15 protein-coding genes and 2 pseudogenes are annotated in these 14,921 nt (G+C 49.9%); 4 read left to right on the forward strand and 13 right to left on the reverse strand.

The genetic code is table 11. The features are described 5' to 3' along the window. Positions 1–21 precede the first annotated feature (21 nt). The gene (locus ACO0LD_RS00925) at positions 22–816 is read left to right on the forward strand and encodes a 3-hydroxybutyrate dehydrogenase (protein ID WP_423002853.1); all 795 of its coding nucleotides are present in this window, start codon (positions 22–24) and stop codon (positions 814–816) included. Positions 817–918: 102 nt separating this feature from the next. Then, positions 919–1,443 carry a DUF3617 domain-containing protein gene (locus ACO0LD_RS00930; RefSeq protein WP_423002855.1) on the forward strand — a complete coding sequence of 175 codons (525 nt, stop codon included), beginning with the start codon at positions 919–921 and terminating at the stop codon, positions 1,441–1,443. A gap of 85 nt (positions 1,444–1,528) precedes the next feature. Here ACO0LD_RS00930 and ACO0LD_RS00935 read toward each other — a convergent pair whose 3' ends face one another. Continuing rightward, positions 1,529–2,170, reverse strand: a complete 642-nt coding sequence (locus ACO0LD_RS00935) for a CoA transferase subunit B (protein ID WP_423002857.1) — start codon at positions 2,168–2,170, stop codon at positions 1,529–1,531. Between the two features lie 18 nt (positions 2,171–2,188). After that, positions 2,189–2,890: a CoA transferase subunit A gene (locus ACO0LD_RS00940; protein WP_423002859.1), complete on the reverse strand. Its 702-nt coding sequence runs from the start codon at positions 2,888–2,890 to the stop codon at positions 2,189–2,191. A 169-nt stretch (positions 2,891–3,059) separates the two neighbouring features. Between ACO0LD_RS00940 and ACO0LD_RS00945 the strand changes: the two genes are divergently transcribed. Next, positions 3,060–3,620 carry a LuxR C-terminal-related transcriptional regulator gene (locus ACO0LD_RS00945; RefSeq protein ID WP_423002861.1) on the forward strand — a complete coding sequence of 187 codons (561 nt, stop codon included), beginning with the start codon at positions 3,060–3,062 and terminating at the stop codon, positions 3,618–3,620. Between the two features lie 108 nt (positions 3,621–3,728). Here the strand turns inward: ACO0LD_RS00945 and ACO0LD_RS00950 are convergent, their stop codons facing one another. Then, on the reverse strand, positions 3,729–4,190 hold the full coding sequence (locus tag ACO0LD_RS00950) for an acyl-CoA thioesterase (protein WP_423002863.1): 462 nt from the start codon (positions 4,188–4,190) through the stop codon (positions 3,729–3,731). Then, on the reverse strand, positions 4,187–4,963 hold the full coding sequence (locus tag ACO0LD_RS00955) for an SDR family oxidoreductase (protein ID WP_186949053.1): 777 nt from the start codon (positions 4,961–4,963) through the stop codon (positions 4,187–4,189). The genes ACO0LD_RS00950 and ACO0LD_RS00955 overlap by 4 nt, the downstream gene beginning before the upstream one ends. 343 nt (positions 4,964–5,306) lie before the next feature. Between ACO0LD_RS00955 and ACO0LD_RS00960 the strand changes: the two genes are divergently transcribed. Beyond that, positions 5,307–6,929 (forward strand): electron transfer flavoprotein-ubiquinone oxidoreductase, encoded by a 1,623-nt coding sequence (locus ACO0LD_RS00960; RefSeq protein WP_423004048.1) that lies wholly within the window; start codon positions 5,307–5,309, stop codon positions 6,927–6,929. 213 nt (positions 6,930–7,142) lie between these two features. Here ACO0LD_RS00960 and ACO0LD_RS00965 read toward each other — a convergent pair whose 3' ends face one another. The 9 genes and pseudogenes from ACO0LD_RS00965 to nuoI form a co-directional block, all read right to left on the reverse strand. After that, positions 7,143–7,709 carry an NUDIX domain-containing protein gene (locus tag ACO0LD_RS00965; protein WP_423002866.1) on the reverse strand — a complete coding sequence of 189 codons (567 nt, stop codon included), beginning with the start codon at positions 7,707–7,709 and terminating at the stop codon, positions 7,143–7,145. Further along, positions 7,702–7,896 (reverse strand): annotated as a pseudogene (locus ACO0LD_RS00970) (DUF2818 family protein); the annotation flags it as partial. The pseudogene ACO0LD_RS00970 and the gene ACO0LD_RS00965, both read right to left, overlap by 8 nt. Before the next feature lie 195 nt (positions 7,897–8,091). Then, positions 8,092–8,184, reverse strand: a pseudogene (locus tag ACO0LD_RS00975) (DUF2818 family protein); the annotation flags it as partial. 11 nt (positions 8,185–8,195) lie between these two features. Then, the gene (nuoN, locus tag ACO0LD_RS00980) at positions 8,196–9,671 is read right to left on the reverse strand and encodes an NADH-quinone oxidoreductase subunit NuoN (protein ID WP_423002868.1); all 1,476 of its coding nucleotides are present in this window, start codon (positions 9,669–9,671) and stop codon (positions 8,196–8,198) included. An 83-nt stretch (positions 9,672–9,754) separates the two neighbouring features. Further along, positions 9,755–11,248 (reverse strand): NADH-quinone oxidoreductase subunit M, encoded by a 1,494-nt coding sequence (locus ACO0LD_RS00985; RefSeq protein ID WP_423004050.1) that lies wholly within the window; start codon positions 11,246–11,248, stop codon positions 9,755–9,757. A 26-nt stretch (positions 11,249–11,274) separates the two neighbouring features. After that, a complete protein-coding gene (nuoL, locus tag ACO0LD_RS00990; protein ID WP_423002870.1) occupies positions 11,275–13,350 on the reverse strand; it encodes an NADH-quinone oxidoreductase subunit L in 2,076 nt (691 codons plus the stop codon). A 97-nt stretch (positions 13,351–13,447) separates the two neighbouring features. Next, on the reverse strand, positions 13,448–13,762 hold the full coding sequence (gene nuoK, locus ACO0LD_RS00995; RefSeq protein WP_162041807.1) for an NADH-quinone oxidoreductase subunit NuoK: 315 nt from the start codon (positions 13,760–13,762) through the stop codon (positions 13,448–13,450). Further along, positions 13,763–14,410, reverse strand: a complete 648-nt coding sequence (locus tag ACO0LD_RS01000) for an NADH-quinone oxidoreductase subunit J (RefSeq protein WP_422970446.1) — start codon at positions 14,408–14,410, stop codon at positions 13,763–13,765. A 16-nt stretch (positions 14,411–14,426) separates the two neighbouring features. Then, positions 14,427–14,915: an NADH-quinone oxidoreductase subunit NuoI gene (nuoI, locus tag ACO0LD_RS01005; RefSeq protein ID WP_186951817.1), complete on the reverse strand. Its 489-nt coding sequence runs from the start codon at positions 14,913–14,915 to the stop codon at positions 14,427–14,429. Between the last annotated feature and the right edge of the window lie 6 nt (positions 14,916–14,921).

Here is a 14,921-nt window from a genome sequence, read left to right on the forward strand (position 1 = left end):
AACCACACTACAGGAGACAGCATGTCAGTATCTTCGCTTAAAAGTAAAACCGCACTGGTTACAGGCTCAACTTCTGGCATAGGATTGGGCATAGCCCGCTCCCTGGCGGCTGAAGGCGCAAATATCGTGTTCAATGGCTTTGGCGACAGACAAGAGATACAGGCTATGCAAACTGCGGTGGAAAGCGAATTTGGCGTGAAGACTGCTTATCACAATGCCGACATGAGCAAAGCTGCCGAAATCGAAGCCATGATGACATTCGCCTGTGACAATTTTGGTGGTGTTGATATCCTGGTCAATAATGCAGGCATACAGCATGTTGCCAATATTGAAGACTTCCCGGTGGAGAAATGGGATGCCATCATTGCCATCAACCTGACTTCCAGCTTCCACACTACCCGCCTGGCCTTGCCGTATATGAAACAAAAAAACTGGGGCCGCATCATCAACCTGGCATCCGTCCATGGCCTGGTTGCCTCGGCACAAAAGTCTGCCTATGTGGCAGCCAAGCATGGCCTGGTTGGATTTACCAAGACCACAGCACTGGAAACCGCCCAGACCGGCATTACCTGCAATGCCATCTGCCCTGGTTGGGTATTGACACCACTGGTGCAAAAACAGGTAGATGCACGCGCAGAAAAAGACAAGGTTGACAATGAAACGGCAAAAAAAAGCTTGCTGGCCGAAAAACAACCTTCAGGTGAGTTTGTCACACCTGAGCAACTGGGTGCGCTTGCCGTATTTTTCTGCAGCGTAGCAGCCGATCAGATCCGTGGCGTAGCCTGGAATATGGATGGTGGCTGGGTAGCCCAATAAACTACAAATCAGGGTCGTGATGCGTCAAAGTATTTGGTTTCGCTGGTAGCTTTCCTGGGTTCAGATGTATAGTTTCATCACACATTTGAATAGGGAGCACCCATGCAAACTGCTATACGCATCGTCCTGGTTTCTGCAATCTTACTGAATGCCGCCACTTGCGCTGCGGCTGACAAGATGAAGCCGGGCCTGTGGGAAATGACGACCAAGTCAGATGCCATGAAGGCCATGCCCAAGATCCCGCCTGAGCAATTAGAAAAAATGAAGCAGATGGGCATCAAAATGCCTGATATGCAAAATGGCGCTATGGTGAGCAAGGTTTGCCTTACCAAGGAAATGGTTGACCAGGATAAACCACCAGCCAGTAGCCGTGAACAGCACTGTCAGAACAAGAGCTTCAACCGCTCTGGCAATAACTACACTGCCGAAATGGTCTGCGACAGCCCGGACATGAAAGGCACAGGTATCGTCAAGGGCAGCATGACCCCGGATAGCGTGAATTCGGTCTATGATTTTAACGGCACCTCACGTGGCAAGCCGATTAACCATCATATGGAAACCACAGGCAAATGGCTGGCTAGTGACTGCGGTGATACCAAGCCCTTCCCTATGCCTCAGAAGAAATAAATCCAGCAAAACTTCAATTGCCTTCAATAGCAAAAAGGCCAGCGCATACGCACTGGCCTTTGCTTTCTTAAGCCTCATCCAGATATCAGACTACAGCACTGACATCCAGCGTTGCTTCCGTCTTGGCAATGATTTCTTCCTTGCTGACGCCAGTAGCCAATTCCACCAATTTCAAACCAGCCGGAGTAACGTCAATTACACCCAGGTCGGTGATGATGCGGTTCACCACGGCCACGCCAGTCAAAGGCAAATTGCAAGCTTTCAGGATTTTGTGCGCATCGCCCTTGGCGACATGTTCCATCAAAACCACGACGCGGCCTACACCTGCCACCAGATCCATGGCGCCGCCCATACCCTTGACCATCTTGCCAGGGATCATCCAGTTAGCCAGATCACCTTGTTCACTGACCTGCATCGCGCCCAGAATAGCCAGGTTGATCTTGCCGCCACGTATCATGGCGAAAGAGTCAGCCGAGCTGAATATGGATGAGCCAGGCAAGGTAGTTACTGTTTGCTTGCCTGCATTGATCATGTCGGGATCAACTTCCTCTTCAGTTGGGAAAGGGCCTATGCCCAACAAGCCGTTTTCTGATTGCAACCAGACTTCCATGCCTTGCGGCACATGGTTGGCGACCATGGTCGGCAAGCCTATACCCAGATTGACGTAAAAGCCGTCTTGCAATTCTTGTGCTGCACGCGCAGCCATTTCATCACGATTCCATGCCATGTCTTGTCTCCTGCTGTCTTATTTCGATGGGCGTACGGTACGCTGTTCTATACGTTTTTCTGGATTGGCATTGACGACGATGCGTTGTACGAAAATACCTGGTGTGTGGACTTCATCCGGATCCAGCTCACCAATTTCCACCAACACCTCAACCTCTGCCACGGTAAATTTACCGGCCATCGCCACATTGGGATTGAAGTTGCGCGCAGTTTTGCGATAGACCAGATTACCGGCCTTGTCGGCCTTCCAGGCTTTGACCAGGGATACGTCAGATACCAGCGAACGTTCCATTACATATTTTTGGCCATCGAATTCGCGAATTTCCTTGCCGTCTGCAACAATGGTACCTACGCCAGTCTTGGTGAAAAAGGCTGGGATACCAGCACCGCCAGCACGCAGTTTTTCTGCCAGCGTACCTTGTGGCGTGAATTCCAGTTCCAGTTCACCAGCCAGGTATTGACGCTCAAATTCCTTGTTTTCACCAACATAGGATGAAATCATTTTCTTGATCTGGCGGGTCGTCAGCAACTGGCCCAGACCAAAACCATCAACACCGGCATTGTTTGAAATGGCAGTCAGTTCCTTGACGCCAGAATCACGCAAGGCAGCAATCAATGCCTCAGGTATGCCACACAGACCAAAACCGCCTACAGCAATGGTCTGACCATCCTTGATAATGCCAGCCAGCGCACTGGCTGCGTCAGGATAAACTTTGTCCATAATGTCCCCTCTCCAGGTTTTAAATCGATATTTCTTTTGTCAAATGGCTGCTTACAAAATACAACAAAGAGCCACGCAAATGATTAGTCTTACAGGATATGATGCTGCGTTATACTGCGCAATACCGTAAAAATACGCCTTTACTACAAATGTTAGCGGATCATTGGAAATGAATGTCGTACAGCCCATCGATTTTGAATCCATATTTCAACATGCACCTGTTGGTATGTGCGTATCGCAGAACCGCATTATCCATGCCTGCAATGATGATCTGGCTAACATGTTTGGCTATCAAAAAGATGAATTGCTGGGTAAGTCTTTTTTGGTACTTTACCCTAGTCCTGACGAGTTCGAACGTACCGGTGCACGCATCACGCCCATCATGAATGCCAAGGGCTATTATTCTGATGAACGTATCATGAAACGGGCGAACCAGGAACTGTTCTGGTGTCACGTATCAGGCCGTGGCTTGAACAAGGACAACCCACATGCCGCCGGTATCTGGACTTTTGAAGACCTGAGTGCGAAACGCCCGGTCACCGCGGAATTGACACCCCGTGAACGCGAAATCGCCGCGCTGCTGGTAGAAGGCAAGACCAGCAAGCTGATCGCCCGCCAAATTAACCTCAGCCCACGAACCGTAGAAATGCACAGGGCAAAACTGATGCGCAAATTCAATTCAGCAACATCCAGCGAACTGGTGCACAAGCTGCTGGGTATCATGCGCTGAACTGCCAACTTCATCAGAATGCCAGAGATGGCATCTGGCTTGCGCTTCATTAACGCAAATTCAGACTCAAATTCAGACTCAAATTCAGACTCAAATTCAAACTCATATTCAAATTTTCACAGCTTTACTTTTACGTTTTGCGACTTTGATTTCACTGAGCTTTTGCTTGATTGCTTCAGGCAAGGCCTCGGATTTACCTGTCTCAGCCGATACCCAGACTACCTTGGCACCACCTTCTGCATACAGGGCATAACCATCACCGACTGACCGCATTTCCTGTATTGTTTCAAAGCTGCTGCGGCCTGCTGCACCGATATAGGTACACACTTCAACCTGCCCAGGATACTTCAGAGGCTTCTTGAAGGTGCAGTAGGCATTGACGATGACCGGGCCATTACCCGCCTCATCCGGCAGGCAACCCATCATGCTCAGCCACTCAATACGCGCCTGTTCCATATAACGAAAATACACGGTATTGTTGACATGGCCCATGGCATCCATATCGCCCCACCGGATAGGAATGGTGACGGTATAGACCAGCTTCTTTTCCGTAACCTTATTCTCTATCATTGCACGCTCATACCGTCATCGGCTGTAACAATGGCGCCATTGAGAAAACGTGATTCTTCTGCTGCCAGCAAGAGCAGCAAGCCATCCAGATCTTCTGGCGTGCCCACACGCTTTCTTGGCAACATGTCGACCAGTTTCTGGCCGGCTTCAGTGGCAAAATAGTCTGAATTGATTTCAGTCGAAATATAACCCGGGCAAATCGCATTCACATTGATGCCATACTTGCCCCACTCCACTGCCATCGCCTTGGTCATATGCACCACCGCTGCCTTGCTCATGCAGTAAATGCCTATCTGCGGCAATACGCGCAAGCCAGCGACCGAAGCGATATTGATGATGCGGTGTTGCTTTTTAGGATCACCCTTATGGCGGGCAATCATGCGCTTGGCTGCTTCCTGCGCTACAAAAAAGGCACCGCGCTGATTGGTGTCCATCACATAGGCATAATCATCCGGTGTTACGTCGACCAGGCGTTGCGTCGTTGATACACCAGAATTATTGATCAGGATGTCGATAGGGCCGGCCTCGGTCTCGGCATGCGCAATGGCAGACTTGATACTGCCGTAATCCGTGACGTCGAGAGCAACCACGTGAGCAGCACCACCTTCGGATTCGATTTCGGCGCGTAATTCTTTGAGCCTGTCTATACGGCGCGACGCCAGCACGACTTGTGCACCTGCCTGCGCCAGAATTTTGGCAAATCGTGCGCCAAGACCACTGGAAGCACCGGTTACCAGTGCAATCTTGCCTTCGAAATTGACTTCTATGCCCATCTGATTCTCCACAAATAATTTGAATAAGCTTACTACTCTATCTACCGCTATGATGACATACTGATTATGCTTGTGTTGTATGGATTTGAATTAGTTGAAGATTTTTACAGAATTTCTTCCCCTATTTCGCATGATCTTGATGCATACCAAAGTTGGCTCTGCGATAATTCTGTGTATTTTGCGCACCTACAACAATAATAATTCGAGCATACCCTCGCTTGCGAAATACACACACAGCAGATAACATGCTGACAGCAAATAAGCACGCTCGTTCTAAAATCTCCAGAAAGTGAAAATAGCCATGACACAAAGCATACTTGAACAGTACGGTCCCCGCGACGCAATGGAATATGACGTCGTTGTCGTCGGTGGCGGACCAGCTGGCTTGTCGGCAGCCATCAAGCTGAAGCAACTGGCCGCAGAAAAAGGCACGGAAGTATCGGTCTGTGTACTGGAAAAAGGTGGCGAACCTGGTGCGCATATCCTGTCTGGTGCTGTCATGGATCCCAAGGCCCTGACCGAACTCTTTCCCAACTGGAAGGAAATGGGCGCGCCTCTGAATACTGAAGTTACTGAAGACCGCGTCCTGGTGCTGACAGAGAAAAGCGCATACCGCACCCCTAACTGGATGCTGCCAGCCTGTTTCGAGAATCATGGCAACTACATCGTTTCACTCGCCAATGTCACCCGTTGGCTGGGTCAACAGGCAGAGGCCCTGGGTGTGGAAGTATTCCCCGGCTTTGCCGCAGCAGAAGTCTTGTATAACGAAGATGGCTCAGTCAAAGGCGTTGCCACCGGCAATATGGGTGTAGACCGCCATGGTCAGCCAACCTCCTCTTTCCAGCTCGGCATGGAGTTGCATGCGAAGTACACCCTGTTTGCCGAGGGCGCACGCGGCCATCTGGGTAAACAAGTCATCGCCAAATACGATTTGAGCAAAGGCAAAGACCCGCAATCCTATGGCATAGGCATCAAGGAATTGTGGGAAATTGATCCCAAGCAGCATAAGCCTGGCCTGGTGGTGCACACGACAGGCTGGCCCTTGATGGACCAGTACAGTGGTTCTTTCCTGTACCACCTGGAAGATAATCTGGTGGCAGTTGGTTACGTAGTTGGCCTGGCTTATGAAAATCCTTACCTGTCGCCTTACGAAGAATTCCAGCGCTTCAAGACCCACCCTTCTATTCGTACTTTCTTTGAAGGCGGCAAACGTATTTCTTATGGCGCGCGGGCAATCACTGCCGGCGGCTTGCAATCCCTGCCCAAGCTGGTGTTCCCTGGTGGTGCACTGATAGGTTGTGACGCTGGCTTCCTCAACATGAGTCGCATCAAAGGTAGCCACGCTGCAATCAAGACTGGCATGCTGGCTGCAACAGCAGCCTTTGAAGCGGTATCAGCCAACCGTCAGCATGATGAATTGAGCAGCTATTCAACTGCGTTTGAACAATCCTGGCTGCATGAAGAGTTGTACACTGCCCGCAACGTCAAACCCCTGCTCAAGCGTGGCACTTATGGTTCACCGCTGGTATGGCTTGATCAGGTGGTATTGCGTGGCAAGGCACCATGGACGCTGCATCATAGCAAGGCTGACCATGAATGCCTGCGCCCTGCTTCTGAATGCAAGCCTATCGTTTATCCAAAACCGGATGGCAAGCTGACCTTTGATCGTTTATCCTCAGTGTTTATCTCGAATACCAACCATGCTGAAGACCAGCCCATACATCTGACCTTAAAAAATGCCGATGTACCGGTCGCAGTCAACCTGGCCAAATTCGCAGGCCCCGAAGCACGTTATTGCCCGGCTGGTGTGTATGAATTCGTGAAGACCGAGGAAGGTGCAGACCGCCTGCAAATCAATGCGCAAAACTGCGTGCATTGCAAGACTTGCGATATCAAGGACCCGACCCAGAATATCGTCTGGGTGACGCCTGAAGGTGGGGGTGGACCTAATTATCCAAACATGTAGCATGAGACGCTGATTAAGCTACTGCGCAGCCTTACTTTTAGCCTGCGATGCTCGTCGTACGCTTGTACGACTGCGCTTCTTAACTAAAATTAAGGCCGCTCGCTACGCTTACTCAACGCCTCCTGCGACGGGAATTGGACAATAGAACAAACGAAAAAGCCGCTGATCAGCGGCTTTTTCGTTTATGAGACTTTTTAAAAATTCAGCCTGCGATCACCACTTACCAGCCAGGATTTTCTCCAGCCAGAATGTACCTATGACGGTTTTTACGTCGGTGATATGGCCGGATTTAATCCAGTCCAGCATCTCTGGCAGGGTGGCGGTGAATACTTCGAGGAATTCTTCTTCATCCAGGGCGGCCTGCCCTGCCGTCAGGCCTTTGGCCAGGTAGATGTCCAGGTGTTCGTCTGAATAAGCGATGGCGTTGTGTATGGTGCAGACGAAAGACCAGTCGCTGGCGGTATAGCCGGTTTCTTCGCGCAACTCGCGCTGGGCACAGAGCAAAGGGTCTTCACCTTCATCTATTTTACCTGCCGGAAATTCAATGAAGACTTGGTGCAAGGGATAGCGGAACTGTTTTTCCAGCAGGATGCGACCATCATCAAACAAGGGAATGATAACGACGGCTCCCGGGTGGCGTATGTACTCGCGCGTGGCAGTCTGCCCATCAGGCAAGGACACTACATCTTTATCAACCTTCAAGAAACTGCCTTCGTACACCAGCTCGCTGCTGATCTTGTTTTCTTGCAGATTCAGCTTGCTGGTGACTTTTTCAGCCATGATTGCGCTTCAGGTAGCGATATACAAAACCGGGGAAAGCCAGCACCAAAAACAGACAGGCATTGATGGCATAGAATTCCCATCCTTGTGGGAAGCGGTTGCCTGCTGAGGACTCAAGAGCGAAGGCAATGCCACCGACACAGAAATACAGGATGATAAGTTCAAGAAGGCGCAACCACAACGACTTGACCTGAACCGTTTTCAATTCTGGCACCTCAGAATATGCAGGCATAGTGCGCACAGGCACATCATTCGTGGTGATGGGTGTCGCATTCACATCGTCATCTTCATCAACAGGAGTAGCAACAGCCAAATCGACTACAGATGAAGAAACTGATTTCCAAAAGAAAATAGATTTAAAAAATGCGAAGCGCTGCAAGCCTATGATAGCAAAGCAACGCTCATTCAAGAAAGGCAGGTTGGCAGCAAGAACTGCCAACACGATGATCAGCCAGGTAGATGCAGAATTACCCACTGCTGGCCGTATCAGTATTTAAGTGTATTGGAGATGGCATTCACGCAGGCTGTCATCAGCGAGCCTGGCATGATACCCAGGACCAGGACGATCAGGCCATTCACGCTCAAGACCATGCGCACGTCGGCGCTGGCAACGATAGGACTATGATCCAGCGGATCATCAAAGTACATGAGTTTGACGATGCGCAGGTAATAGAAAGTACCAATCAGCGAGAATGCGACGGCAACCAGAGCCAGCCACAATTTGCCAGTGGACAGAACAGCCTGCAAGACTGAAAGCTTTGCATAGAAGCCCATCATAGGTGGGATACCAGCCAGCGAGAACATCAGCAGCAGCATGACCAGGGCAAACCATGGATTGCGCTTGTTCAGGCCTTTCAGGTCTTCCAGGTTTTCTGCTTCAAAACCTGAGCGTGCCAGCAACATGATGACGCCAAAGGTACCCAGCGTCGTCAATACATAGGTGATACTGTAGAACATGGAAGAGCTGTAGGCATCCACGGCCAGATCAGAATTACCATTTGCTACGCCAGACAACATGCCCAGCAGCATGAAACCCATTTGTGAAATGGTGGAATAAGCCAGCATACGCTTCAGATTCGTTTGCGCAATCGCAGTCAGATTACCTATCGCCATTGACAAGACTGCCAGCACCACCAGCATTTGCTGCCAGTCGACTGCCAGCGGGAACAGGCCCTCGACCAGCAAACGGAAGGTAATTGCAAACGCGGCCAGCTTAGGTGCGCCCCCCAGTAACAAAGTCACTGCAGTCGGTGCCCCTTGATAGACGTCAGGCACCCACATATGGAAAGGAACCACACCCAGTTTGAATGCAAGACCGGCAACCAGGAAAACAATACCGAATACCAAAATAGTTTTATTCGCCGTTGCAGTCGCAGTGACTTTAACGACTTCATTCAACTGCAAGGAACCAGTAGCACCGTACAACATGGAAATACCGTACAACATGAAACCGGAAGCCAGCGCACCAAGGATGAAATACTTCATCGCCGCTTCAGTAGAAACCGTATGGTCACGACGCAAGGCCACCAGGGCATACAGCGACAGTGACATCAATTCCAGGCCAAGGTAAATCACCAGGAAGTTATTACCGGAAATCATCACCATCTGGCCCAGCAAGGCAAACAGCGCCAGCACATAGTACTCACCGCCAAGGTGAGTATTGGTCATCGCGCGGTCGCTGACGTATTGGCGTGAATAAATCAGGGTGACGCCTACTGCGATATAAGAAAAAAGTTTCAGCAGCACGGCCATGGGGTCAGAAACAAACATATTGTTACTGACGTATTCCGACTTCACCGGATCAGCGAATGCCACAGTCAGGACACCACAGATCGTCAATGCCAGTATGCTGAGCGCATACGTCACATTGCGTTTGCTGTCAGGCAAAAACATATCGATCAGCAAGATGGCGCAAATCGCCAGCAGCAAAAAGATTTCAGGATAAAGTGGTATCAGGTTCATATTATTCAATTTTTTACTAGCATTGATCTGCTGCCACGACTGCCTGATGCAGGTTGCCGTGGCTTGCGTATCCAAATTCCCGGTCAGGGTGTCAGCTTAGGAACTGCCACGTGTTGCAACAGATCAGTTACCGAGACCTGCATTGCATCTGTAAATGGCGCTGGATACAAACCCATCACCAATACTGCTATCGCCAACACACCCAGCATGAAGAATTCACGTTTGTTCAAGTCGCTCAGGTGGGCTACATGTTCATTCGTGATATTGCCAAACACAACGCGCTTGACCATCCACAAAGAGTAGGCTGCACCAAAAATCAGGGCTGTTGCTGCCAGCATACCTATCCAGAAATTGAACTGTACCGCGCCCAGGATCACCATGAATTCGCCAACAAAACCAGAAGTTGCCGGCAAGCCGCAATTGGCCATGGAGAACAACACGAACAAGGCAGCAAACTTTGGCATGGTGTTGACTACACCACCGTAGTCAGCGATTTCGCGGGAATGTACTCGGTCATACAGGACACCGATACACAGGAACATCGCGCCAGAGATAAAGCCGTGAGAAATCATTTGTACGATAGCACCCTGCACTGACATGTCGTTGAACATGAAAAAGCCCAGAGTCACGAAGCCCATATGCGCAATTGAGGAATACGCGACCAGCTTTTTCATATCCTTTTGCACCAGTGCCACCAGACCAATGTAAATCACGGCAATCAGCGACAGCGTGATCATGAAACCTGCCATGTAATGGCTGGCGTCAGGTGCGATAGGCAAAGAGAAACGCAGGAAGCCATAGGCACCCAGTTTCAACATGATGGCGGCCAACACAACAGAACCACCAGTAGGCGCCTCAACGTGGGCATCCGGCAACCAGGTATGTACTGGCCACATTGGTACCTTGACTGCAAACGCCATCAGGAAGGCGCAGAAAATCATGATCTGGGTAGTCAGCGGCAAAGGCAGTTTATGCCATACCAGAATATCAAAAGAATGACCGGCTTTCAGGTACAGGTAAATAATCGCAAGCAGAGTCAGCAAAGAACCCATCAATGTGTACAGGAAAAACTTGAATGCTGCGTACACGCGGTTCGGACCACCCCAGACACCGACGATGATGTACATAGGGATCAGCGTCGCTTCAAAGAAGACATAGAACAACATGCCATCAGTCGCGCAGAACACACCTATCATCAAGCCTGACAAAATCAGGAAGGCACCCATGTATTGAGAAACCTGTTTTTCTATGACTTCCCAGGCGGCGATCACCACAATCACAGTGATGAAGGCTGTCAAAGGTATCAGCCACAAAGAGATGCCGTCTATACCCAATGCATAGAACACATTGAAGCGTTCTATCCAGCTGTATTTTTCAACAAACTGCATGCCATGCGCAGTATTGTCAAAAAGCTTGATCAAAGGCAGCGTGACGATAAAGCTGCAGACAGAACCGATCAGCGCAACACCGCGCACCAGCGCAGGATTGTTATCGCGCCCGAATGCCAGTATGAAGATACCGAAGGCTATCGGTAACCAGATCGAAAGGCTAAGTAGAGTAGAAGTTGACTGCATAATAATTATCTTTTTATAGCCGTGGTCACTTATTTAGCAAAGGGAAACAGCACTGTATAAGCCAGGAAACCCATCACGCCGAGTATCATCACAAATGCATAGTGATAGATATAACCACTCTGCAAATGACGTATCAGTTTGGAGACCCAGCCGACCAGTTTTGCGCTGCCGTTAACTACCAGGCCATCGATGAGGCCTTTGTCACCAATATTCCACAAGCCACCACCGAGTACACGTGCGCCACCGGCGAATACGATTTCGTTAAAGCGGTCCATGTAGTATTTATTTTCAAGCAAGGTGTACAGCGGGTTGACTGCCTTCTTGATCGCCGCTGGAATTTCCGGCTTGACCATGTAGAACACATAAGCAGTCACCACGCCTGCCAACGCCAGCCAGAACGGTGGTGTCATGAAAGAATGCAGGCCCATCGCAGCAGCACCGTGGAATTCGTGGTGCAGTTCTTCCATCGCATGATGTGCTTCATTGACAAAAATCACGTTCTTGAAGAAACCACCAAACAGCATAGGTTCAATGGCAATCGCACCGATAAACAGCGAAGGAATCGCCAACAGAACCAAAGGCAACCAGACAACCAACGGTGACTCATGTGGTTTTTGGCCAGGAGCCAGGCCATGGTGATGCTCGTCATGATGATCAGCAGCAGCATGGTGGTCGTCTTTGTGTGCATCTTTGTGATCATCGTGATGATCATGTGCATGCGCCTTGCCAAAGTTTTCCTTGCCGTGGAAGACCAGGAAATACATACGGAAAGAATAGAAAGCTGTTACGAACACACCTGCCAGCACAGCAAACTGGGCAAAACCGGCACCAGGCAAATGGCTGGCCTGCACTGCTTCGATAATGCTGTCCTTGGAGTAGAAACCGGACAGGAAAGGCGTACCGATCAATGCCAGAGAACCAGCCAGAGATGTCAGCCAGGTAATTGGCATGTATTTCCTCAAGCCACCCATGTTGCGGATATCCTGATCATGGTGCATACCGATAATCACGGAACCGGCGCCCAGGAACAACAGGGCTTTAAAGAAGGCATGTGTCATCAGATGGAATACCGCAACCGAGTAAGCAGAAGCACCCAGTGCCACTGTCATATAACCCAGTTGTGACAATGTGGAGTAAGCCACGACGCGTTTGATATCGTTCTGGATGATGCCCATGAAACCCATGAACAGTGCAGTAATCGCACCTATCACCAGGATGAAGGACAAGGCAGTATCAGACAATTCAAACAATGGTGACATGCGTGACACCATAAAGATACCGGCGGTAACCATGGTCGCCGCGTGGATCAATGCAGAAATCGGGGTTGGGCCTTCCATGGAATCTGGCAACCAGACATGCAGAGGGAATTGTGCAGACTTACCCATCGCGCCGATGAACAGGCAGATACAGGCAACAGTAATCAACATCCAGTCGGTATGTGGCAACAACATGGCTGCCAGTTCATTTTTCTTGGCGAATACTTCAACATAGCTCATGGAACCGGTATTTGCGACCAGCAAGCCTATGCCCAGGATGAAACCAAAGTCACCAACACGGTTGACCAGAAAGGCTTTCATGTTGGCGTAAATGGCCGTTGGTTTGGTATACCAGAAACCAATCAGCAGGTAAGACACCAGGCCCACAGCTTCCCAGCCAAAGAATAATTGCAGGAAGTTGTTACTCATCACCAGCATCAGCATGGCGAAGGTAAACAAGGAGATATACGAGAAGAAGCGGTTATAGCCTTCGTCTTCTGCCATATAACCAATTGTGTAGATATGCACCATCAGCGACACAAAGGTCACGACGCACATCATCATGGCTGTCAGGCTGTCTACCATGAAGCCGACTTCCAGCTTCATGTTGCCGACCTTCATCCATTGATACAAGGTCTCGTTATAAGTTGCACCATCCATCACGGCAGACAAGGTCATGCAGGAGATGATCAATGCAATCAGTACACCAAGTATGGTGACTGTATGCGATACCTTGCGGCCAACCACATTGCCGAAAAACTTCGTTCCTAGCAGACCTGCAATAGCAGACCCGACCAGGGGCGCCAGTGGTACTGCCAATAATAATTGTGGGTTAAGTTGCCCCGCCATGATGACCCTTTGTTAGCTTTATTACTTTTCTAAATCGCCAGCCTATACCGGACTACCCGCCTGCCGCAGCAGGCGACAATCCGCACCATTAACCTGATTAACCTTTTAATGCATCCAGATCTTCGACATTGATGGTGTCCAGATTACGGAACAAGACCACCAAGATCGCCAGACCTATCGCTGACTCAGCAGCAGCAACGGTAAGTATGAAGAACACGAATACCTGCCCTGCTGCATCACCCAGATAATGGGAGAATGCGATGAAATTGATATTCACCGCCAGCAACATCAATTCAATTGCCATCAGCAAGACAATGATGTTTTTACGGTTGAGGAAAATACCGACGATGGAAATCGCAAACAGGATTGCGCCCAAAATCAGGTAGTGCGTCAAACTCAAAGTCAAAGCCATTTAAGCCTCCGGATTCACAGTAGCTGCCGCAGCAGTGGCATTATTCTCAGCGCGCTCGGATTCAGCTTTCATGCTGACGATACGGATACGGTCCTTGGCTTTCACTTTGACCGCCGCAGCAGGATCAAAATACTTGCTGTCTTTACGACGGCGCAAAGTCAGCGCAACCGCAGCAACGATAGCCAGCAACAGAATGGCTGCTGCAACTTCAAAAGCGAACTGGTAATGCGTGAAAATCTCTATACCCAGGTACTTGGTATTACCTATCTTGTCGGATGCTGCCGGGGTATGGTTATCAGGTCGCAAAAAGCCGCGCAACAACACTGCCGACATTTCCAGTACGATGATGACGCCAACTGCTGCAGCCAACGGGAAGTGACTCCAGAAACCTTCCCTGAGTTTGTCGAGATTAATGTCCAGCATCATCACCACAAACAGGAACAGCACCATGACCGCGCCGACATACACCAGCACCAGCACGATGGCCAGGAACTCTGCCTTCAGCAACATCCAGATACCTGCGGCATTGAAGAAAGTCAGGACCAGAAACAAGGCGGCATGCACAGGGTTGCGTGCAGAAATCACCTGGATCGCAGCGACTATCATGATCGCTGCGAAAACATAAAATAAAACGGTAGTAAATTCCATATCGAACCAGGTCCAGTTAGCGGTATGTGGCATCAGCGGCGCGCGCTGCTGCAATTTGTGTCTCGTAACGATCACCTACAGCCAGTAACATCTCTTTGGTGAAATACAGGTCGCCGCGTTTTTCACCGTGATATTCCAGTACATGAGTCTCAACGATGGAATCGACCGGGCAGGATTCTTCGCAGAAACCGCAGAAAATACACTTGGTCAGATCGATGTCATAACGGGTAGTACGGCGAGTACCGTCAGCACGCTGATCAGATTCGATCGTGATGGCCATTGCCGGGCACACTGCTTCACACAATTTACAGGCGATGCAACGCTCTTCCCCATTCGGGTAGCGGCGCAAGGCGTGCAGGCCACGAAAACGTGGAGATTGCGGAGTTTTTTCCTCAGGAAATTGCACCGTGATCTTGCGGGCGAACATATAGCGACCTGTCAGGGCCAGGCCCTTGATCAGCTCGCGCAGCATCAGGCTGCCAAAAAAATCCTTGATTGCTTCCATTTTTTT

The organism is Undibacterium sp. Ji83W, from assembly GCF_049340385.1.
Classification (GTDB): domain Bacteria; phylum Pseudomonadota; class Gammaproteobacteria; order Burkholderiales; family Burkholderiaceae_D; genus Undibacterium.